At 68.7% G+C, this 20,913-nt stretch carries 20 protein-coding genes; 8 read left to right on the forward strand and 12 right to left on the reverse strand.

The annotated features are described in order from the left end of the window. Positions 1-10 precede the first annotated feature (10 nt). The 4 genes from OLX23_RS20100 to OLX23_RS20115 all read right to left on the reverse strand — a co-directional run bounded on the left by OLX23_RS20100 (position 11) and on the right by OLX23_RS20115 (position 5,315). Positions 11-1,030 carry a winged helix DNA-binding protein gene (locus OLX23_RS20100; RefSeq protein ID WP_264446906.1) on the reverse strand — a complete coding sequence of 340 codons (1,020 nt, stop codon included), beginning with the start codon at positions 1,028-1,030 and terminating at the stop codon, positions 11-13. Positions 1,031-1,106: 76 nt separating this feature from the next. After that, the gene (gene hemH / locus OLX23_RS20105; RefSeq protein WP_264446907.1) at positions 1,107-2,093 is read right to left on the reverse strand and encodes a ferrochelatase; all 987 of its coding nucleotides are present in this window, start codon (positions 2,091-2,093) and stop codon (positions 1,107-1,109) included. Then, the gene (locus OLX23_RS20110) at positions 2,090-4,327 is read right to left on the reverse strand and encodes a xanthine dehydrogenase family protein molybdopterin-binding subunit (protein WP_264446908.1); all 2,238 of its coding nucleotides are present in this window, start codon (positions 4,325-4,327) and stop codon (positions 2,090-2,092) included. The genes hemH and OLX23_RS20110 overlap by 4 nt, the downstream gene beginning before the upstream one ends. Before the next feature lies 1 nt (position 4,328). Further along, on the reverse strand, positions 4,329-5,315 hold the full coding sequence (locus tag OLX23_RS20115; RefSeq protein WP_264446910.1) for an Mrp/NBP35 family ATP-binding protein: 987 nt from the start codon (positions 5,313-5,315) through the stop codon (positions 4,329-4,331). Between the two features lie 161 nt (positions 5,316-5,476). On the opposite strand from OLX23_RS20115, the gene hflK reads away from it, so the two are divergent. The 3 genes from hflK to OLX23_RS20130 all read left to right on the forward strand — a co-directional run bounded on the left by hflK (position 5,477) and on the right by OLX23_RS20130 (position 9,172). Continuing rightward, positions 5,477-6,634 carry a protease modulator HflK gene (hflK, locus tag OLX23_RS20120; RefSeq protein ID WP_264447083.1) on the forward strand — a complete coding sequence of 386 codons (1,158 nt, stop codon included), beginning with the start codon at positions 5,477-5,479 and terminating at the stop codon, positions 6,632-6,634. Further along, positions 6,634-7,479 carry a protease modulator HflC gene (hflC, locus tag OLX23_RS20125; RefSeq protein WP_264446911.1) on the forward strand — a complete coding sequence of 282 codons (846 nt, stop codon included), beginning with the start codon at positions 6,634-6,636 and terminating at the stop codon, positions 7,477-7,479. Before hflK ends, hflC begins: the two co-directional genes overlap by 1 nt. 148 nt (positions 7,480-7,627) lie before the next feature. Next, the gene (locus OLX23_RS20130; RefSeq protein ID WP_264447084.1) at positions 7,628-9,172 is read left to right on the forward strand and encodes a Do family serine endopeptidase; all 1,545 of its coding nucleotides are present in this window, start codon (positions 7,628-7,630) and stop codon (positions 9,170-9,172) included. 84 nt (positions 9,173-9,256) lie between these two features. On the opposite strand, the gene OLX23_RS20135 is transcribed toward OLX23_RS20130, so the two are convergent. The 6 genes from OLX23_RS20135 to OLX23_RS20160 form a co-directional block, all read right to left on the reverse strand. After that, a complete protein-coding gene (locus OLX23_RS20135; protein ID WP_264446912.1) occupies positions 9,257-9,613 on the reverse strand; it encodes an endonuclease domain-containing protein in 357 nt (118 codons plus the stop codon). A 69-nt stretch (positions 9,614-9,682) separates the two neighbouring features. Continuing rightward, on the reverse strand, positions 9,683-11,854 hold the full coding sequence (locus tag OLX23_RS20140) for a PBP1A family penicillin-binding protein (RefSeq protein ID WP_264446913.1): 2,172 nt from the start codon (positions 11,852-11,854) through the stop codon (positions 9,683-9,685). A gap of 129 nt (positions 11,855-11,983) precedes the next feature. Next, positions 11,984-12,382, reverse strand: a complete 399-nt coding sequence (msrB, locus tag OLX23_RS20145) for a peptide-methionine (R)-S-oxide reductase MsrB (RefSeq protein WP_264446914.1) — start codon at positions 12,380-12,382, stop codon at positions 11,984-11,986. A 52-nt stretch (positions 12,383-12,434) separates the two neighbouring features. Next, on the reverse strand, positions 12,435-12,881 hold the full coding sequence (locus OLX23_RS20150; RefSeq protein ID WP_264446915.1) for an NfeD family protein: 447 nt from the start codon (positions 12,879-12,881) through the stop codon (positions 12,435-12,437). Next, on the reverse strand, positions 12,881-13,795 hold the full coding sequence (locus OLX23_RS20155; protein WP_264446916.1) for an SPFH domain-containing protein: 915 nt from the start codon (positions 13,793-13,795) through the stop codon (positions 12,881-12,883). Before OLX23_RS20155 ends, OLX23_RS20150 begins: the two co-directional genes overlap by 1 nt. Positions 13,796-13,858: 63 nt before the next feature. Further along, complete coding sequence (locus OLX23_RS20160; RefSeq protein ID WP_264446918.1) at positions 13,859-14,755, reverse strand: AraC family transcriptional regulator; 897 nt, start codon at positions 14,753-14,755, stop codon at positions 13,859-13,861. A 176-nt stretch (positions 14,756-14,931) separates the two neighbouring features. Here OLX23_RS20160 and OLX23_RS20165 point away from each other — a divergent pair, with 176 nt between their 5' ends. Beyond that, positions 14,932-15,915, forward strand: a complete 984-nt coding sequence (locus tag OLX23_RS20165) for an SDR family NAD(P)-dependent oxidoreductase (RefSeq protein WP_264446920.1) — start codon at positions 14,932-14,934, stop codon at positions 15,913-15,915. A gap of 58 nt (positions 15,916-15,973) precedes the next feature. Here OLX23_RS20165 and OLX23_RS20170 read toward each other — a convergent pair whose 3' ends face one another. Together OLX23_RS20170 and OLX23_RS20175 are read right to left on the reverse strand one after the other, a co-directional pair. After that, positions 15,974-16,843 (reverse strand): dienelactone hydrolase family protein, encoded by an 870-nt coding sequence (locus tag OLX23_RS20170; protein WP_264446921.1) that lies wholly within the window; start codon positions 16,841-16,843, stop codon positions 15,974-15,976. Between the two features lie 48 nt (positions 16,844-16,891). Then, complete coding sequence (locus tag OLX23_RS20175; RefSeq protein ID WP_264446922.1) at positions 16,892-17,698, reverse strand: dienelactone hydrolase family protein; 807 nt, start codon at positions 17,696-17,698, stop codon at positions 16,892-16,894. 60 nt (positions 17,699-17,758) lie between these two features. Between OLX23_RS20175 and OLX23_RS20180 the strand changes: the two genes are divergently transcribed. The 4 genes from OLX23_RS20180 (at position 17,759) to OLX23_RS20195 (ending at position 20,910) form a co-directional block, all read left to right on the forward strand. Continuing rightward, the gene (locus tag OLX23_RS20180; RefSeq protein WP_264446923.1) at positions 17,759-18,220 is read left to right on the forward strand and encodes a protein tyrosine phosphatase family protein; all 462 of its coding nucleotides are present in this window, start codon (positions 17,759-17,761) and stop codon (positions 18,218-18,220) included. Next, a complete protein-coding gene (locus OLX23_RS20185; protein WP_264446924.1) occupies positions 18,221-18,973 on the forward strand; it encodes an SDR family NAD(P)-dependent oxidoreductase in 753 nt (250 codons plus the stop codon). It begins immediately after the preceding gene. Positions 18,974-19,035: 62 nt separating this feature from the next. Next, on the forward strand, positions 19,036-20,058 hold the full coding sequence (locus OLX23_RS20190) for a glycerophosphodiester phosphodiesterase (RefSeq protein ID WP_264446925.1): 1,023 nt from the start codon (positions 19,036-19,038) through the stop codon (positions 20,056-20,058). Positions 20,059-20,070: 12 nt separating this feature from the next. Beyond that, positions 20,071-20,910: a VOC family protein gene (locus OLX23_RS20195; RefSeq protein WP_264446926.1), complete on the forward strand. Its 840-nt coding sequence runs from the start codon at positions 20,071-20,073 to the stop codon at positions 20,908-20,910. The last annotated feature ends 3 nt before the right edge of the window (positions 20,911-20,913 follow it).

Genomic DNA, 20,913 nt, shown 5'->3' on the forward strand with positions numbered 1-20,913 from the left:
GCCTGCGCGGCTAGATCAGCCGCGCGGCGTTGACCTCGATCTCGACGAAAAGGCGTGCCATGGCATCAGCCGCGCGGTCGGTGAGGACGAGGAAGGCGCGGCGGCGATCGGTATCGTCCTCGACCCGCTCGATCAGGCCGGCTTCGGTCAACTGGCCGATCCAGCGCAGCGCCGTGGTCGGCGGCACGCCCGAGGCGATGCACAGCGAGGTGACCGAGACGCGCTTGTGCTCGGCACGCGCGGCGGTGAGATCGAGCAGCATGTCCCAGGCGGGATCGGCGAAGAGATCACCGTCGAAGAACCGCGCGCGCAATTGGCGCTGGCGCAAGATTCGGCGCAGCAGCCGCGGATCGGGCAAAGGCGGCCGCGTCTGACGGGTGAGCCGGGCGCCGTCGTCTCCCGCAGGTGCTCCGTTCAGATTGGCCGCGGGACTGGCGAAATCGCGCTTGAACGCCTCGAAGCGGAAAGCGCTGCCCGGGCCGAAGCCTTGCCCCGGATCGCCCAGGCGGTCGAGCCGCTCGGCGATCTGCGCGACCTGCTCGGTCAGCCGCAGCAGAACCAGCCGGTCCGCCTCGCCGAGTTCGCGCAACCGCAGCTGCGGCACCTTGCCGAGCACGCGGCCCAGCGCGATCACGCGCTCGGCCCGGCTGGGATCGACGAGGAATTGCGGGTTCGACTGGTCCATGCAGGCGAAGACGTCGTCGAGCGCTTCGACCGTGGTCGAGACCACGAGCTGGGCGCCGGTGTTCGCCGCGCGCAGATCGAGCCGCGCGAGGGCGGCGAGCACGGCGCCGTCGATCACCGGGCAATCGAGCAGCACCACTTCGCCCAGCGGTCGCGCCTCCCCCTCGAGCAGGCTGGCGATGTCCTCGCTGCGCATGATGCGGAAACCCGCGGCCTGGGCATCGTCGCGCATCTCGTCGCGCAGATGGGCACGGTCGGCGAAGACCGACAGTCCGAGCGGCAGCCCGGCGGCATCGCTCGCGCCGCTCTCGCGCACCGAAGAATAGGCGAAACAGGCTTGCGGCATGGGTTCCGACTCCGATTCCGAATATGGAACGAGAGTAGAACAAATAGGGATTAAGTCAAGAATGGAGGCTTAGCGGTCAGATCCAGCCGCCAAGCTCGCGCCGAACCAGGCCTTCGAGCATCGCCATGCCCGCTTCGCCGGTGTTCAGGCAGTCGAGCGTCGCATAGTCGTTGCCGCCCGCCTCGAGGAACTGTTCGCGCCCGCGGATCGCCAGTTCCTCGCGCGTTTCCAGGCAATCGGCGGAAAAGCCCGGAGCGACCACGGCGAGCCGCCGGGTGCCCTTGCCCGCCTCGGCCGCGAGCACCGCGTCGGTCGCGGGCTCGAGCCACTTGGCGCGGCCGAAGCGCGACTGGAAGCTGGTCTCGATACGCATATCTGGCCGCGCCAAGGCTTCGCCCAAAAGCCGCGCGGTCTCCAGGCACTGCGCGTAATAGGGATCGCCGAGCTTGTGCGTGCGTTCGGGCATGCCGTGGAAGCTCAACAGCAGCACTTCGGGTGCGAACGGCAGCCCGGCGAGCTGACGTTCGATATCGACCTTGAGCGCCGCGATGTGCTCAGGATCGTCGTAATAGGCCGGCAGGATCCGGATCGCCGGCTGCCAACGCAGCTCGGCCAGCGCCGCGCCGACCGCGTCCATCGCCGAGGCCGTCGTCGCCCCCGAGTATTGCGGATAGAGCGGCGCGATCAGGATACGGTCGCAACCCGCGGCCTGAAGCGAGGCCATTTCGGCGGCGATGGCCGGGTTGCCGTAGCGCATCGCCCAGCGCACCTCGATCTCAGCCCCCAACCGCGCCTGCAGGCCCGCTGCCTGGGCCCGCGTGATCGCGGCGAGCGGGGAGCCCTCCTCGGTCCAGACCAGACCATAGGCATGCGCCGACTTCTTCGGGCGGGTGTTGAGGATCACGCCGCGCAGGATCGGCTGCCAGAGCAACGGCGGGATCTCGACCACGCGCCGGTCCGAGAGGAATTCGGCGAGATAGCGACGCACGGCCTGCGGCGTCGGCGCATCGGGGGTGCCGAGGTTGACCAGCAGGACGCCGATCCGATGTGCGGACACGCTCAAATCTCCTCCGACAGCAGCGGCAACTTGCGAAAGCGCAGCCCCGTGGCCGAGAACAGCGCGTTCGACAAGGCCGGTGCCGCCACCGCCACGCCGAGCTCACCCGGATCGGCCGAGGGCGCGTCGCTGTCGATGAAGGTCACGCGGATCTCGGGACAGTCGGCGAGCAGCGGCAGCGACAGCTCGGCGAGGCGCGCCGTGGTCGGCAGGCCGTCGGCGTAGCCGGTGCTCGACCCGAGCGCGAGGCCGATGCCGAAGACCAGCCCGCCCTCGATCTGCTGGCGCGCGATGTCGACGTTGACGATCCGGCCGATGTCGGCGACCGCGTCGATCCGGTCGACGCGCACCCCGTCCGCGTCGCGCCGCGCGGTGGCCACGACAGCGATCCTGCCGTCGCCAATGACGTGGCAGGCGACGCCCTGCCCGCTGGCTTCGACGCCGCCGCCCCACTCGGCCTGCTGCGCGACGCGCTGGAGGCAGTGGACCAGCCGCGCATCGTGGCCGAGCATGGCAATGCGGAACGACAGCGGCTCCTGATGCGTGTGGTGCGCGAGTTCGTCGACGAAGCTCTCGTTGAAGAAGGCGGTATAGCCGTGGGCATTGCCGCGCATGCGGCCGGTGGGCAGGTCGATCGTCGCCGGGGCGTGCTCGACCACCATGTTCGCCACGCGATAGGGCGGGATCGCGCCTTCCATCGCCAAGGTATCGCTTTCGCCCGCGCTGGCCTTGATCGCCGCGCGCGTGCCCATGCCGTCGAACAGCCGGCGGCCGAATTCGTGCGCACTGGCGGGCAGCGCCAGCCGCGCCTTCCAGCCGACCACGGCATTGGCGGCATCGGTCCGCGCCGCGAGCACCGCGGTTACCGGCGTACGCGGAGGGCCGGCGACGGCCTCCTGCCAGCGCGACCAGGTCAGCTGTACGGGCCGGCCGACGGCCTTGGCGATCACCGCCGCTTCGATCGCGTGATCGTGTTCGAGCCGACGATCGAAGCTACCACCCGCGGGCATCGGATAGAGCACGCAGTCGCGCGGAGAGATGCCGACGGCGGCCGCCGCGGCGCGGCGAGCCGCCTCGGGCGCCTGGCTCGCCACCCACAGTTCGAGCCGGCCCTCGGCGAAGCGCGCGGTCGCGCTTGCGGTCTCGAGCGTGGCGTGGAGCGCCGGGGCGACATCGTAGCGCAGCGCCAGCGAGAACTTGCGCTTGAGCGTGCTCGGATCGCCGCGTTCGAGCAGGGTCGTGGCCTCGCCCTTGCGCAGCGCCTCATCGAGCGCGGTTTCGATCCGGCCGCTGTCGGCGCGCTTCTTCGCGATGAAGTTCGGCGCGATCTCGGCGAGCGCACGCTCGGCCGCCCACCAGGTATCGGCGACGGCGGCAAACCAACGCTTGCCCCGCACGAATTCGATCACCCCGGGCAGTCCCGCCGCGCGCTTGCGGTCGTAGGAGGCGAGCTCGGTCTCGCCGATCGGCCCATGGCGGATCGCGGCGAAGACCATGTCGGGCAGGCGCACGTCGCCAGCGAAGCGGTGACTGCCGTCAACCTTCGACGGCAGGTCGAGCCGCGGGAAGCGCAGAGCGCTGACCTGCACCTCCTTGGCCGGATCCTTGCGCAACGGTGGATTTCCGGGCGGATCGAAGCCCGCGGCCTCGGCCGCCAACGTGCCGAAGGGCAGGCGCTGCTTGCCATGGACGACGAAGCCGCCCTGCGTGTCGCAGGCGCCCGCATCGACATCCCATCGGTCGGCCGCAGCCTGAACCAGCAAGGACCGCGCGCTCGCCGCCGCCAGCCGCACCGGATATTCGTAGGCGGCGAGCGAGGTGCCGTCGGCGGTGACGGTGAAGACGCCGTCTTCGGCCCAATGCCGCGTGATCGGGCTGCCGACGCTGGCGACCCGCGGGAAAAGCGGCATCCACAGCTCGGCCCAGCGCGAGGCCAGCGGCAAGTTGATGTAGAGCGGGCTCGGTGGCGCAGGCTCGATCGCCACCTGGCGCCAGTCGGCGCCGAGCTCGACCGCGACGATCTGTGCGATCAGGGTGCCGATGCCCTGCCCCATCTCGAGCTGCGGCACGGCGACGGTGACGATCCCGTCGCGACCGATGCTCAGCCAGGCATCGAAGCCCGTCTCCCCCTCGCCGGCCGCCAGTGGCGGCTCGTAGTGACGCGGGCGCAGCGCATAGCCGATCGCCAGCCCGCCACCGACCAGGCTCCCGATCAGGATGCCGCGGCGCGAGATCGCCATGTCAGGCCTTTTTATCGTCCAGCCAGGCGGCGACCTGCCGCGCGATCGCCGTGAAGGCCTCGGCCTGCGAGCCCTCGCCCGCGGCCGGCGGCTCGCCCGCGTCGCTGGCCTGGCGGATCGCCAGGTCGAGCGGCACGCGGCCGAGGAAGGCGTGCCCCATCGACTTTGCCGCAGCCTCGGCGCCGCCCTGGCCGAAGGGATCGCTGACCTCGCCGCAGTGCGGGCAGGCATAGCCGGCCATGTTCTCGACCAGGCCGATCACCGGCACCTCGCTCTGCTCGAACAGGCTGATCGCGCGGATCGCGTCCATCAAGGCCAGGTCCTGCGGGGTCGAGACGATCACCGCCCCCGCCGGCTTGAAGCGCTGGAGCATGGTCAGCTGGACGTCGCCGGTACCCGGCGGCAGGTCGAGCAGCAGGATTTCGGCGTCTCCCCAGTCGGCATCGACCAGCTGCGACAGGGCATTCCCCGCCATGGGGCCGCGCCAGGCGATCGCCTGTCCCGGCTCGATGATGTGGCCCATCGACAGCACCGGCACCCCCCAGGGGCTGGGCACGGGCAGCAGCTTCTTGTCGCGCGTGCCGGGCTTGATCCCTTCGTTCGCCAGCAGGCGCGGCTGCGACGGGCCGTAGATGTCGGCATCGACGAGGCCGACCTTCTTGCCGAGCCGCCGGAGCGCCACCGCCAGGTTGGCCGAGAGCGTCGACTTGCCGACACCGCCCTTGCCCGATCCCACCGCGATCAGCCGGCGCTTGGGAGCCGCTTCGGCGCGATCGGCGGTCATCGCCACGCGCACCTCGCTGACGCCGTCCTGCCCGCGCAGCGCGCCCTTGACCGCGATCTCCAGCTTGTCGCGCTCGAGCCGGTCGAGCCCGGCGACGTCGAGCACCAGGGTCGCAACGCCTTCGGCCAGTCGCAGCGACTGCAGCCGCTCCCGCGCCTGGGGCGGCAGGGCCGCTTGCAAAGCGCTATGGTCGTCGCCGCTCATCACTCGTCCCTACTGCGAAACACTATGTCACACGCCATAGGGCGTCTCGGGCGGAAAAAGCAAAGGCAGGCACTGTTTTTGTCGCGAATGCTTCCTATAAGTGCCGCATGACAACGAACGGAAGTGCCCCAAGATCCGGGCTCATGCGCGGCGTTCTGGCCATGGCTGGGCGCCGCAGCCCCTGGGGCGGCGGGGACAAGGGTGGCGACGAGACCGGTGACGACACCGGTGAGACCGCGGGCGGTTCGGACGGCGACGGCCAGTCCGATCAGCCGCGCGGACCGCGCAATCCCTGGCTGCCGCCGAGCGGGGGCGATACGCCGCCACGCCGCTCGCCCTCGATCGACGAGATCTTCCGCTCGAAGAGCGGTCGCCGGCCCGGTGGCGGCGGTGGTGGTGGTAACGGCGGCGGCGGCATGCCGCGCCTGCCGCAGCGCCCCGACGGCAAGTCGTGGTTCCCGCTGATCGCCGGCGGCATCGCGCTGGTCTGGCTGGGTTTCTCGACCGTGCACATGGTCGGCCCCAAGGAACAGGGCATCGTCACCCTGTTCGGCAAATATTCGCGCACGATCGATCCCGGCGTGTCGCTGACCCTGCCCTGGCCGATCGAGAACGTGAACGTCACCGACGTGACCTCGATCAACCGCTTTAACATCCCCGAGGGCGAGGGTGAGAAGCTGATGCTGACGAGCGACCAGAACCTGGTCGACCTGTCCTATCTGGTCCGCTGGAACATCAAGAACCTCAAGCTCTACACCTTCCAGCTCGAAGATCCCGACCAGACCGTGCGCGAGGTCGCCGAGGCGGCGATGCGCGCCTCGGTCGCCGAAGTGCCGCTGCGCGACGCCATGGGCGGCGCCGGCCGTGCGACGGTCGAGCAGAACGTGCGCGAGCGCATGCAGGCGATCCTCGACGCCTACCGCGCCGGCGTCGCCATCCAGGGCGTCGAGATCAAGAAGGCCGACCCGCCGGGCAAGGTCGTCTCCGCCTTCCAGCAGGTCACTTCGGCACAGCAGGACGCGCAGCGCGACCTGTCGAACGCCCAGGCCTGGGCGCAGCAGCTGACCGCGCGCGCGCAGGGCGATGCCGCGGCCTTCGACAAGGTCTACGAACAGTACAAGCTCTCGCCCGAGGTGACCAAGCGCCGCATGTATTACGAAACCATGGAGCGCGTGCTCGGCGGCAACGACAAGGTCGTGGTCGAAGGTGCCGGCGTGACGCCCTACCTGCCGCTGCCTGAGCTGCGTCGCAAGGCCGCAGCCGCGACCGAACCGCAGGCCACCGTGCCCGCGGCGCCCGCTTCGCAGGGAGGCCAGTGATGAGCCTCGCGAACCTCTGGGAAGACCACAAGGCCGGCCTGACCGTGATCGGTCTGGCACTGATCGCGCTGGCCTCGAGCGTGATCGTCGTGCCCGAGACCGAACAGGCGGTGGTGATCCGCTTCGGCCAGCCCGATCGCGTGATCAACCGCTTCCGTCCGAAGGTCGACTTCGGCGAGACCGGCGCCGGCATCACCTTCCGCATCCCGATCGCCGAGCGGCTGGTGCGTATCGACAAGCGCGTGCTCGCGCTCGACATGGAGCGCCAGCAGGTGCTGTCGAGCGAGCAGCAGCGGCTCGAGGTCGATGCCTATGCGCGCTTCCGCATCATCGATCCGGTCAAGATGGTCCGCACCGCCGGCACCACCGAGCGCGTCGCCGAACAGCTTCAGCCGATCCTCTCCTCGGTCTTGCGCCAGGAACTGGGCAAGCGCACCTTCCAGTCGCTGCTCACCGCCGAGCGCGGCCAGGCGATGAAGCAGATCCGCGAAGGCCTCGATCGCGAAGCGCGCGAATACGGCGCCCAGGTCATCGACGTGCGGATCAAGCGTGCCGATCTGCCCGAGGGCGCGCTCGAGAGTGCCTTCTCGCGCATGCAGGCCGCGCGCGAGCAGGAAGCCACGACGATCCGCGCCCAGGGCCAGAAGAACGCACAGATCATCCGCGCCCAGGCCGAGGCCGACGCGGCCAAGACCTATGCGAACAGCTTCGGCAAGGATCCGGCCTTCTACGATTTCTATCGTGCGATGCAGTCTTACGACTATACCTTCTCCAACGGACAAGGTGCGACGACGATCCTGCTGTCGCCCGACAACGAATATCTGAAGCAGTTCAAGGGTCGCTAAGGAACAGATGCGGCGTTTGCGCGCTCGAACCTTTCGACCTTTAAATCCGCCATTCAAACTGGGTTAAGCCAACCAAGCCTGAATTCGCGGTGCCAAGACGAGGTGGCCCTGCCACCGGAGACAAAGGAAACTGAAGGACGTGAAGCCCGTGCGATACGCCTATGGAGTCACCACTGCGCTGCTGCTCGGCGGCGCCGCCATCTCGCTCGTGACCGGCATCCCGGCCGGCGCGCAAGTCGCCCAGAACGACACCAGCCAGATGCAGAACGTCGTCCCGCGCGCCGGTGCCCCCGCCAGCTTTGCCGATCTGACGCAGCAGCTCGCGCCGGCCGTGGTCAACATCTCGACCCGCCAGCGCGTGCGGGTGGCCAACCAGAACCCCTTCGCCGGCACGCCGTTCGAGGACCTGTTCGGCGGCGGCACCCCCGGTGGTCGCGGCGGCCAGCCGCAGACGCGCGAGGCGCAGTCGCTGGGCTCGGGCTTCATCATCTCGGCCGACGGCTATGTCGTGACCAACAACCACGTCATCACCGCCGACGGCCAGGGCGAGGTCGAATCGATCACCGTCAACATGCCCGACGGCACCGAATATCCGGCCAAGCTGATCGGCCGCGATGCCGCCTCGGACCTCGCGGTACTCAAGATCACCACGCCCAAGGCCCTGCCCTTCGTCAAGTTCGGCGACAGCCGCTCGGCGCGCGTCGGCGACTGGGTGATCGCCATCGGCAATCCCTTCGGCCTCGGCGGCACGGTGACCTCGGGCATCATCTCGGCGGTCTACCGCAACACCGGCTCGGGCTCGGCCTACGACCGCTACCTGCAGACAGACGCGGCGATCAACCGCGGCAACTCGGGCGGCCCCATGTTCGACATGCGCGGCAACGTCATCGGCATCAACAATGCGATCTTCTCGCCCACGGGCGGCTCGGTCGGCATCGGCTTCGCGATCCCCGCCGAAACCGCAGCGCCGATCGTCGAGCGGCTCAAGACCGGTCAGTCGATCGAGCGCGGCTACCTCGGCATCCGCATTCAGCCGGTCAACGAGGACCTCGCGGACTCGCTGGGCATTGCCCACAACAAGGGTGAATTCGTCCAGGCGGTCGAGCCGGGCCAGGCCGCGGCCAACGCCGGCATCCGTGCCGGCGACGTCGTCGTCAAGGTCGACGGCAAGGACGTGACCCGCGAGCAGACGCTGTCGTTCATCGTCGCCAACGTCGCGCCGGGCAAGCGCATCCCGGTCGAGCTGATCCGCGACGGCAAGCGCACGATCGTCACCGCCACGGTCGGCAAGCGCCCGAGCGAGGAAGAACTCGCGCAGAACACCTTCGACCAGGATCAGGACCAGGACGAAGACCAGTTCAACAAGCCGCCGACCAAGCAGGGCCAGGGCGTTTCCGAACAGGCGCTGGGCCTGTCGGTCCTGCCGCTGAATGCGACGATCGCTCGCCAGCTGGGCATGCCTGAGACGACGCGCGGCGTGGTCGTCAATGCCGTCGATCCCTCGTCCGACGCGGGCAGCAAGGGCCTGCAACGCGGCGACATCGTGCTCTCGGCCAACTACCAGGACATCTCGACCCCGGCCGAGCTCGAAGCCGCGATCAAGGCGGCCAAGAGCCAGAACCGCAACGCCGTACTCCTGCGCGTCCAGCGCCGCGGCCAGCCGGCAACCTACGTGCCGATCCGCATCCGGTAATCGACAATACATGCCTTCATCCTCCCTGAAGCGCAGCTTCGGGGAGGGGGACCGCCAGCCCCATAGGGGCTGGTGGTGGAGAGGTCATTCGCGTTTGTCCAATACGTATCGGACGATGGCATCGGCCACACCATCGGGATCGCGCAGCACTTCGCTCGCCGCGATCCTCAGCATCTCGATCCCCTCGCCATTCAGCCAAGCCGAGCGCTTTTCGTCAAACTCAGGTTGATCGCCCATATCGTGGACGATGCCATCCACTTCGATCGCCAGCCGGGCCTTCGCACAATAGAAGTCGAGCACAAAAGGCCCAGCCGGGTGTTGCCGGCGAAAACGGACGCCCTGCGGATCGCCGCGCAGACGCTGCCAGAGCGTCGCTTCCGGCTTTGACATCTCGCGCCGCAGACGACGGGCGCGGTTTACGGTCTGCAGTGACTTGGCCATGCCACCCCTCCACCACTCGCTTCGCGAGCGGTCCCCCTCCCCGAAGCTACGCTTCAGGGAGGATAAGGGTCAATTCCCCGGCGCTGGCGTGGGCCGCAACTGGTTGCCCGGCTGCCCCGGACGCGGTGAGGGGACGGCGCCAGGCCGCGCCGGGTTCTGGTCGCGCTGGCGGCGGCCGGTGGCCTGGTCGAGGAAATCATCGTTCGCCGCCGGCGGCGGGCCATCCTGCTGGAAGCCGATGTTGTCGCCCTGCCCTTCGGCCGGCGGCTCGCCCGGCCCCTTGTTGGCGTCGCCGGGGCGGATCATGTTGCCCTGGTCGTCGGTGTAGTAATATTCGTTGGGATCGCCGTGGAGCTGCTCGTCATCGGGTTCGAGCTGCCAGTCGGGCAGCTTGAGTTCGGTGTCGAACTTCTCGACCGGGCGCCGGGCCACGGCATAGCGCATATAGGCGGCGAAGGCGCGCGCGGGCGCGGTGCCGCCCTGAAGGCCAGGCACGGCCTTGGCATCGTCGCGGCCCATCCACACGCCGGTGGTCACGCCGCTCGAGAAGCCGACGAACCAGCCGTCCTTGTTCGAGCTCGTCGTACCGGTCTTGCCCGCCACCGGTCGGCCGATCTGCGCGGCCTTGCCGGTGCCCGTGGCGACCGCCGACTGCAGCAGGTCGGTGATGCCCGCGGCGACATATTGCGGCACCAGCAGCTCGCCGCGCGGCGCCGGGCGGCGATAGATCTCCTCACCGTCGGTCTTGGTCACCTTGAGGATGCCATAGGGCTCGACCGAGGCGCCCTTGGCCGAGACCGCGGCGAAAGCCCGCGTCATGTCGATCAGGCGCACGTCCGAGGTGCCGAGCACCATCGAGGGCAGGGTGTTGACCGGGGTGGTGATGCCGAAGCGCCGCGCCATCGAGGCGACCGCACCGAAGCCCACCTCGTTGCCGAGCTGCGCGGCAACGGTGTTCTTCGAATAGGCGAAGGCTGTGCGCACGTCGATCTCGCCGGCATAGCCACGGCTCGAATTGTGCGGGCTCCAGCCCTGGATCGTCACGGGTTCGTCGACCACGCGATCGTCGGGCTTGTAGCCCGCCTCGAGCGCGGCGAGATAGACGAACAGCTTCCAGGCCGAGCCAGGCTGGCGCACGGCATTGGTCGCGCGGTTGTAGTTCGAGGTGACGTAGTCGGTGCCGCCGACCATCGCGAGGACGGCGCCGTCGCGGTCGAGGCTGACCAGTGCGCCCTGCGCGCCCTTGGGCGCGTTGGCCGCAACCGCCGCCGTGGCGGCGCGCTGCATGCCGGGATCGAGCGTGGTCCAGACCTCGATCGGCTCGTCGTTGTCGGGCAGGATCAGGTCGAGCTGCGGCAGAGCCCAGTCGGTGAAATAGCGCGCCGAGTTCTGACCGGCCTCGGGCGCAGGCTTGACCCCGTCGAGATCGGCAGCCGCGCGCTGTGCCGCGGTGATGACGCCCGCTTCCTGCATGACCGAAAGCACGACCTCGGCGCGCTCCTTGCCCGCCTTGGCATCGGCGGTCGGCGAATAGCGCGAGGGTGCCTTGACCAGGCCGGCGATGATCGCCGCCTCGGGCAACGACAGCTGCTTGGCGTCGTGGCCGAAGAACTTGCGGCTGGCCGCGTCGATGCCATAGGCGCCGCCGCCGAAATAGACCTTGTTGAGGTAGAGTTCGAGCACCTGGTCCTTCGAGAACTTCCACTCGAGCGCCATGGCCAGCACGGCCTCGCGGATCTTGCGGTCGAAGGTGCGGTTGTTGTTGAGGAACACCGTGCGCGCGAGCTGCTGGGTGATCGTTGAACCGCCCTGACGCCAGCGGCCGCTCTCGACGCGGACCATCAGCGAGCGGACGATACCGATCGGATCGACGCCGATGTGCGAGCGGAAGCGCCGGTCCTCGACCGAGACCGTCGCGTCCTTCATCACTTGCGGGATCTGATCGTAGGGGATCCACTTACCGTAGCTCGGCCCGAGCGAGACCAGTTCGGTGCCGTCGCGCGCGCGCACGACGATCATCTGGCCGACCTGGCTCGACTTCAGCTTGTCGTAAGTCGGCAGCGACTGCGCCGCGACGAGCACCGAGACCACCACGACGATCGCCGCGAGCAGCGCGCCGGCAAAGCCCCAGATGGCGGTGCCGCGCACGAAGCGCCAGAAGCGCGAAGGGGTCTTCTTGGGCTTTTCGGGCGGAGACGGGGGCGAACTCTGCGGTTTGCGCAGATTGTCGTTGCGTGCCATGTGGCTAGCTGGCCCCTCCGGTGGACGCGCGCGTCAAAACAGTGCCGCCCGTTGCATGAAACAAGCATAACACAGGGTTAACGGCAGGCACCATAGCCCCCTAGCCGCAGGCCAGGGGGCTGGCAAAGCCTATTCCTTCGGCTTGAAATCGAGCGAGGCGCTGTTGATGCAATAGCGCAGCCCGTTCTCGCCCGGGCCATCGGGGAAAACGTGGCCGAGATGGCTTTCGCACTTGGCGCAGCGCACCTCGGTGCGGACCATGCCGTGAGAGACGTCGCGCAGTTCCTCGACCGCGTCGGCCGCCATCGGCTCGGTATAGCTCGGCCAGCCCGAGCCCGAATTGTACTTCTTGTCCGAAGCGAACAGCGGCGCGCCGCAACCGGCGCAGGCGTATTCGCCCTCGGCCTTGTTCTGTTCGTACTCGCCGGTGAAGGCTCGCTCGGTGCCCGCCTCGCGCAGGATGTGATACTTCTCGGGGGACAGCTTGTCGCGCCATTCGGCGTCGGTCAGCTTCAGCTTGTCGGTCATGCGAAACTCCTTTGCCGGCGAATATGGAAGTCGCCCGAAGTTCGCGCAAGCGTCAGTGAAGGTGCTCGACCAGCAGGACCACCCCGTCGAGACCGGCGACGCGCATGCGCGTGCCCGGTTCGGCGTCGGGGCCCTTGGCCAGCCACTCGCTGTCGCCCTGCTTAACCCGGCCATTCCCGCCGTCGATCGCATGGGTCACGACCACCGTCTCGCCCACCAGCCGCGCGCCGCGGTCGTTCATCTTGGGATCGGCGCTCTCGATCGGATTGGCCGCGAGATAGCGCTTGCCGGTGAAGACCGAGACGATCGCCAGCACGGCGAAGATCACGACCTGCATGGCGATGCCGAGCGGCAGGGCCCAGGTCAGCGCGCCGGTGATCAGTGCGGCGCCCGCCAGCCAGATCAGGAATACGCCGGGAATCGCCATTTCGGCGGCGGCGAGGACCAGGCCGATGGCCAGCCAGTGCCAGTGCGCGTCGAGCGCCTCGAACCATTCCATCACTTCGGATCCTTTCCCAGTGCCTCCTTCGCGAGTTCACCGATGCCGCCGAGCGTGCCGATGAGCTGCGTCGCCTCGACCGGGAACAGGATCGTCTTGGCATTGGGCGAGGTCGCGAACTGGCTGACCGCCTCGGTGTATTTCTGTGCGATGAAGTAGTTCAGCGCCTGGGTGCCCGAAGAGGCGATCGCCTCGGAGACGACCTGGGTCGCGCGCGCCTCGGCCTCGGCCTCGCGCTCGCGCGCCTCGGCGTCGCGGAAGGCGGCTTCGCGGCGGCCTTCGGCCTGGAGGATCGCGCCCTGCTTCTCGCCCTCGGCGCGCAGGATCTCCGACGCGCGCGAGCCTTCGGCCTCGAGAATCTGTGCGCGCTTCTCACGCTCGGCCTTCATCTGGCGCGCCATGGCGTTCGAGATGTCGGCGGGCGGGCGGATGTCCTTGATCTCGACACGGGTGATCTTGAGCCCCCAGGGCGAGGTCGCGTGATCGACCACGACGAGCAGCTTGGCGTTGATCTCGTCGCGCTTCGACAGGGTCTCGTCGAGGTCCATCGAGCCCATGACCGTGCGCAGGTTGGTGGTCGTCAGCTGCATGATCGCGACGTAGAGATTCGACACCTCGTAGGCCGCCTTGCCCGCGTCGAGCACCTGGAAGAACACGACCGCATCGACCCCGACCATGGCGTTGTCGCGGGTGATGATCTCCTGCCCCGGAATGTCGAGCACCTGCTCCATCATGTTCACCTTGTGACCGACGCGGTCGATGAACGGGATGATCAGGTGGAGCCCCGGCGTGGCCGCGAGGGTGTACTTACCGAGCCGTTCGATCGTGTAGACGTAGCCCTGGCGAACGACGCGAACGCCCATCAGCAGGAACACGAAGACGACGACGATCAGCGCAATCAGAAAACCGCCCATATGCCCACTCCCCTCGAGAAGAGTGCAGTCTAGCACGCACGGCGGCGGAAGGAAGCGACGTTCCTAGATCTCGACGAACTGCGGTGCCGGCGGCGCGCCGCGCAGCCGTTCGGCGTCGCGCGCGGGGGGCAGGCCGAACATGCGCGCATATTCGCGGCTGAACTGCGAGGCGCTCTCGTAGCCGACACGGTGCGCGGTGCTCTGGGCATTGGCCTCGACGATCAGCAGCCGCCGCGCTTCCTGCAGCCGCATCGCCTTCTGGTACTGCAATGGGCTCATCGCCGTCGCCGCCTTGAAATGGCGGTGGAACGAGGCGCGGCTCATGCCCGCGAGATCGGCCAGCAGGTCGATGCTCAGCGGCTGTTCGTAATGCGCGCGGATCTGGTGGATCGCGCGGTGGATGCGCGAGAGCCGGCTGTCGGCGCGGGCGATCTGCTGGATCGTGCCGCTGTCGTCGCTCTGGACCAGCCGGTAGAGGATCTCGCGGCGGATCAGCGGCGCGAGCACGGCGATGTCCTGCGGCGCGTCGAGCAGTTCGATCAGCCGGCGCACCGAACCGAGCAGTTCACCGGTCACGCCGCTGACAAAGAAGCCGGCGTCGCGGCCGACGGGGCGTTCGGGCAGGTCGGCGAGGCCCGAGGCCAGCAGCGCGCGGTCGATCGTGATCGACAGGCCGAGATAAGGCTGTTCGGCGCTGGCCTCGATCACGCAACCGGCGGCGGGCAGCTCGACCGAGGCGACGAAATAGGTGCTAGGATCATAGCGCACCGTGCGATCGCCGATCGTCACCATCTTCGCGCCCTGGAGAATGACGCAGAACATCGGCTCGTAGACCCCCGGGACCGGCGCGGTCGGCGCCGTCACGCGGTTGAGCCGCACTCCGTCAAGTGCGGTTTCGACCAGTCCGCCCGGGCAGTGGCGATGCGCTATGTCCAGCAGGCGATTGAGGTCATCATGCATGGGCGAGAGATGCGCATGGGCCCGAAAGGCTGCAAGCCCCGAGGCCGTCGCGCGCAGCGTTTGAGACGATCGGGCAAGGATCGGAGCCTATCGGGCGAGGTCCCTGCCCTACCCGGCCCCATCTCCCGATCATCATTCACGCGTGGCTTCACGCAAAATGGAGAAGGGACCTCACCATGTCTGCAACGATCGAGAAGACGAAAAGCTTCGGTGCCCAGTCGACCACCGACAAGGTGCTGGCGGGCGTCGACCTCAAGGGCCAGCGCTTCCTGGTGACCGGCGTCTCGGCCGGGCTCGGCATCGAGACCGCGCGTGCGCTCGTCGCCCACGGCGCCCAGGTGGTCGGCACCGCGCGCGACCTCGCCAAGGCCGAGCGTGCCACGGCGCAGGTCCGCGAGGCGGCCTGGGAGAACGGCGGCTCGTTCGACGTCGTCGAACTCGACCTCGCCTCGCTCGCCTCGGTCCGCGCCGCCGCCGACGCGATCGTCGCGGCGGGCCTACCGTTCGACGTGATCATCGCCAATGCCGGCGTCATGGCCTGCCCGCTGGGCAAGACCACGGACGGCTTCGAAACCCAGTTCGGCACCAACCACCTCGGCCACTTCGTGCTGGTCAACCGCATTGCCCACCTGCTCAAGCCCGGCGGGCGGCTGGTCAATCTCTCGTCATCGGGCCACCGCTATTCGGACGTCGACCTCGAAGATCCGAATTTCGAGCATACGCCCTACGAGGAATTCCAGGCCTATGGTCGCTCGAAGACCGCGAATGTGCTGTTCGCCGTCGAGTTCGACCGGCGCCACCGCGATCGCGGCGTGCGTGCAACGGCGGTGCATCCGGGCGGTATCCAGACCGAACTGAGCCGCCACATGCCCGACGGCGCGCTCGACGACCTGCTGCAGTCGATCAACGAGCAGAACGCCGCCGCCGGCCAGCCGCCGATGGCTTGGAAGACGATCCCGCAGGGCGCCGCGACCAGCGTCTGGGCGGCGGTGGTTGCCCCGGCCGAGGCGGTCGGCGGCCAGTTCTGCGAGGATTGCCACGTCGCCGAGATCAGCGACGTTCCGGGCCTGACCGGCGGCGTCCAGCCCTATGCCCTCGATCCCGAGAACGCCAAGGCGCTCTGGGCCAAGAGCGAGCAGATGGTCGGCGAGACGTTCTGACGGCTCACGCGCTGACGACGAACGAAGGCCCGGCGCTCACCCGCCGGGCCTTTTCGCGTCAGAGCTTGGCGTAGAGCGCCAGCAGCCGGCCCCAAGCGCGATCGGCCTGGACCTGATCGTAGACCGGCGAATCGGGCACGCACCAGCCGTGGTCGGCGGGATAGACCTCGATCTCGGCCGGGCGCTTGGCCGCATCGGCGGCGACGCGCAGCGCATCCTTGTCGCCGGGTGCGCGCGCATCGTCGTTGCGCGCAATGGCGAAGAGGTAGGACGCCTTGGTCTTGTCGAGCAGCTTCGCCGGGCTATCCGCCGCATCGCCGACCAGACCGCCGCCATGGAACGAAGCCGCCGCGCCGACACGCTCGGGCGCGGCGAAAGCCGTCCGCACGGTGAAGGGCCCGCCCATGCAATAGCCCTGGGTGCCGATCTTACGGCGCTTGTCGACCGCAGGTTGGCCGTCGAGCCAGGCGGCATAAGCCTTGCCGTCGCGCGTCACCGCCTCTGCGGTCAGCGCCTCGCGCAGCGGCGTGATCTTCGCCTGGCCCGCAGGCGTGCGCCATTCGGCGAAGGAGGCGAGCACCGGGGCCTTGGCACCACGATAGTACTGATTGACGACGAGGACCGCATAGCCCTCCGCTGCCAACCGCCGCGCCATGACCTGCTTGGCCTCGCGCAGACCGGCGATGTCGGGCCAGAGGATCACGCCGGGATGTGCGCCCTTGGCCGGATGGACGAAGAAGGCGTCGCAGGTACCGTCGGGCGTCGGCACCTGGACCATGCGCTCGGTAAGGCCAGCCTCCGCGGCCGCAGCCCCGTTCCAGGCCAGCATGGCAGCGCCCGCGGCGCCCATCGCGGCGAAATCGCGGCGGCTCAGGCCCTTGCCGACGAGCGCGGCCGCCGCGGTGGTCTCGGTGAAGTCATCGCACATGTAGGATCGCTCCGCTTGCCTCGCCTCTGGCCGCCTGCATAACGCGCGTCAAAGCGCGGCGTAAAGCGCCAGCAGGCGATCCCAGGCACGATCGGCCTCGGCCTGATCGTAGGCCGGCGCATCGGGCACGCACCAGCCGTGATCGGCGGCATAGACCTCGATCTCGGTCGGGCGCCCGGCTGCCGCCGCCGCCTCGCGCAGAACGTCCTTCGCCTCGGGCTGGCCGGCATCGTCGTCGCGACCGGGCAGGATCAGGAAGGCCGCCCGGGTCTGCGCCATGATCCGGTGCGGGCTGTCGGGCGCTTCGGTGACGAGGCCGCCGCCGTGGAAGCTCGCCACCGCGCGGACACGCTCGGGCACCGCGGCCGCCGTACGAAACGCCTGACCGCCGCCCATGCAATAGCCCTGGGTGCCGATCCCGCGGCCGGTATCGACCGCATCCTGCGCGTCGAGAAAGGTGGCATAGGCCTTGGCGTCCCGCGCCAGGGCATCGGGCGTCAATGCGGCGATCAGCGGCATGATCTTCGCGCGCGCCTCGGCATCGCGGAAGCTGTCGAAGCCGATGCTCAGCGGCAGACTGGCGTTGCGGTAGTACTGGTTGACCGCGAGCACGGCATAGCCCGACGAGGCCAACCGCCGCGCCATCGCCTTCTTGGCGGGACGCAGGCCGATCGCATCGGGCCAGAAGATCACGCCGGGATGCTGGCCCTCGCCCGGATGGACGAAGAAGGCCTCGCAGGTGCCGTCGGCCGTAGGGACATCGACCATGCCCTCGCTGAGACCCGGATAGGCCTGCTCCTCGAGGGCGCCGATCGCCTGCTGCGGCTGCCTGAGCCCGGTGAATTCGTCGCACATGTCCGCTCTCCGCTTGTTCGCTGTCGCGGCGATGCTAGCCTCGCCCCGGGAGGTGGAGCAATGCCCGAGGATCCGGAACACATCGTCGCCTGGCAGCGGCTCGACGCGCGCACGACCACTTCGGGCCGGATGACGCCCGAGGACGTCGCCGTGCTGGCGCAGCTCGGCGTGCGGCACGTCATCAACCTCGCGCTCGTCGATTCGCCGGGCGCGCTGGCGAACGAGGATGCGCTGATCGCCGAACACGGCTTGCGCTATACCCATATCCCCGTGCCCTTCGACGCGCCGACCGAAGCGCAGTACCAGGCCTTCCGCGCCGCCTATGAGGCCAACGACGAGGCGGTCCACGTCCACTGCATCATGAACTGGCGCGTCTCCGCCTTCTTCTATCGGCTCAACCGCGAGAACGGCATGGCCGAGGAGGCCGCGCGCGCCATCATGGAGCAGCAGTGGCAGCCCGCCACCAATCAGCAGAAGGACGGGCCCACCTGGGCGCGCTTCATCGCCCAGGGAGACTCTTGAATGGATTTCACCGGCCAGCACATCGTCATCACCGGCGGCTCGACAGGCATCGGCCGCGCCACGGCCGAGGCGATCGTCGGGGCCGGCGGCAAGGTCACCTTGATCGCGCGCCGCGCCGAAGTGCTCGAGGCGGCAGTGCGCGAGATCGGCCCCGCCGCGCACGGCATCACCGCCGACGCCGGCGACAAGGATTCGCTGCTTGCCGCGCTCGATGGTGCCGTTACGGTCCATGGGCCGATCGACGGCCTGTTCCTCAACCACGGCACCGAAGGCATGTTCGCGCTGACCCCCGACTACAGCGATGAGGCCTTCGAGCGGGTGATGCGGGTCAACGCCTTCTCGCTGTTCTGGGCCATGCGCCATGTCCTGCCGGCGATGACCGCGCGCGGCAAAGGCGCGATTCTGATCACCTCGAGCCTGGGCGGCGAGACGGGCATGGTCGGCAACATCGGCTACTGTACCAGCAAGCACGCGGCGATCGGCGTCGCGCGCACGATCGCGATGGAAGGCGCCGCCGCGGGCGTGCGCTGCAACTGGCTGTCGCCGGGCTTCATCGACACGCCGATGCTTGGCGACGTGCCCGACAGCTTCAAGGCGCAGATGGCCCGGCGCGTACCGCAACAGCGCGTCGGCACTTCGGCCGAGGCCGGTGCGGTCGCCGCCTTCCTGCTGTCGGACTTGGCCAGCCACGTCACTGCGCAGGGCCTCGCGGTCGACGGCGGCCTGCTGGGAACGCTGGTCATAGAGCAGTAACACGCGGCGTTCAGGACGGCCCGATGCTATCACGTCGCACCCTGATTGCCGCCGGAGCCGGCATGACCCTCGCTAGCGCCTTCCCCGCCACAGCGCGCGCGCCGCGCCCCGCCAAGCCGCTGGTGCTCGCGCACCGCGGCGCCTCGGCGCTGCGGCCCGAGCACACCCTGGCCTCCTATGCCAAGGCGATCCAGGACGGCGCCGACTTCGTCGAACCCGATCTCGTCGCGACCAAAGACGGCGTGCTCGTCGCACGGCACGAGAACGAGATCAGCGAGACCACCAATGTCGCCGATCATGCCGAATTCGCCAGCCGCAAGACCACCAAGACGATCGACGGGCAGGCGCTGACCGGCTGGTTCACCGAGGACTTCACCCTGGCCGAACTCAAGACCCTGCGCGCCAAGGAACGCCTCGGCATGGTCCGGCCGGAGAGCCAGGCCTACGATGGCCAGTTCCAGATCGTTACCTTCGACGAGATCGCCGACTTCGTCGCCGCCGAAGCCGCCGCGCGCGGGCGAACGATCGGCCTGATCCCCGAGATCAAGCACTCGACCTATTTCGCCGGCATCGGCCTGCCGCTCGAGCCGCGCTTCCTCGCAGCCGTGCGCGCCCACGGCTACCTGCGCTATGCCCCGCTGATCGTGCAGTCCTTCGAGACCGAGAACCTCAAGGCGCTGCGCCCGCAGATCGCCGAGTTCCACAACATCCAGCTGCTGCAACTGGTCGAGCCCTCGCCGCGAGCCGCAGCCATGCTGACGCCGGCGGGCCTCGCGACGATCGCGACCTATGCCGACTGGCTCTCACCCTACAGCCGCCTCATCATCCCGACGGACGCCGACGGCAAGCTGGGTACGCCGACGGGCCTGGTCGAAGCCGCGCACCGCGCCGGCCTGCTCGTCAGCGCCTGGACCTTCCGGCCCGAGAACCGCTTCCTCCCCGCCGACCTGCGCGACGGCGCGGGCGAGAACGCGCGCAACCCCAAGGGCAGCCTGGCCGAGATGCGCCGCTACCTCGCCGCCGGGCTCGATGCCCTGTTCACCGACGACCCGGCGCTCGGCCGCGAGGCCGTCGACAAGACCTAGGACGATTCCGCGATGCCCCGTTCCGTTTCCCCCACGCGCGTCAACCACATGAACGCGGTACTGCGCGACATCGAAAAGAGCGTCGCGCACTTCGAGAACGCCTTCGGCGCCGAATTCCTCGCCGATATGCCGCAGAAGCAGTTCCACGCCTGCCTGTTCGAAATCGGCCAGGTGATCTTCGAGCTCTTCGTGCCTTACGACTTCCTCGTCAGTGCAAGGCTCGGCCCGCACTACGTCGGGCTCGAATGGCAGGCGGACATGGACGCGGTGCGCGCCGCACTCGCCGATCACGGGATCGGCACGGTCCGCGACATCGGCCTCGCGCTCCACACCGATCCCGCCGACTGCTTCGGCGTCGCGCACGAGTTCTACGCGGGCGAATTCCACTCGCGGACCTGGGACACGCTCGGCGGCGAACCGATGAAATCGCCCGCGCAATGGCGCGACGAGCACCCGCTGGGGCTAACCGGGCTGATCGGCTACACCCAAGTCGTCGAGGACATCGATGCGGCGACCGCGTTCTACGAAAGCTTCTTCGGCGCCGAGCGCCTGTTTACCGAGGATCGCCCGGCCATCGCCGGCCAGGCCGTCGGTCTCCGCGTCGCCGACGCCATGGTCGAGCTGCTGATGCCCACGCGGCCGGGCTGGCTGGTCGAACGCCTGCGCCGCCAGGGTCAGGGCATCCTCTCGACCGTGTTCGGTGCGCGCGACCTGGCGCAGGTGCGCCGCTATTGCGTGGCGCAGAGCATTCCGCTCGATTTCGGCACCAAGCAGAACCGGGTGGCAGTGCCGCCCGAAGCAAACCACGGCATCATGTTCGAATTCGCCGAGAATCCTGGCACCGAAGCCTAGCTC

Source organism: Novosphingobium sp. JCM 18896, from assembly GCF_025938095.1.
In the GTDB taxonomy this organism is placed as follows: Bacteria; Pseudomonadota; Alphaproteobacteria; order Sphingomonadales; family Sphingomonadaceae; genus Novosphingobium.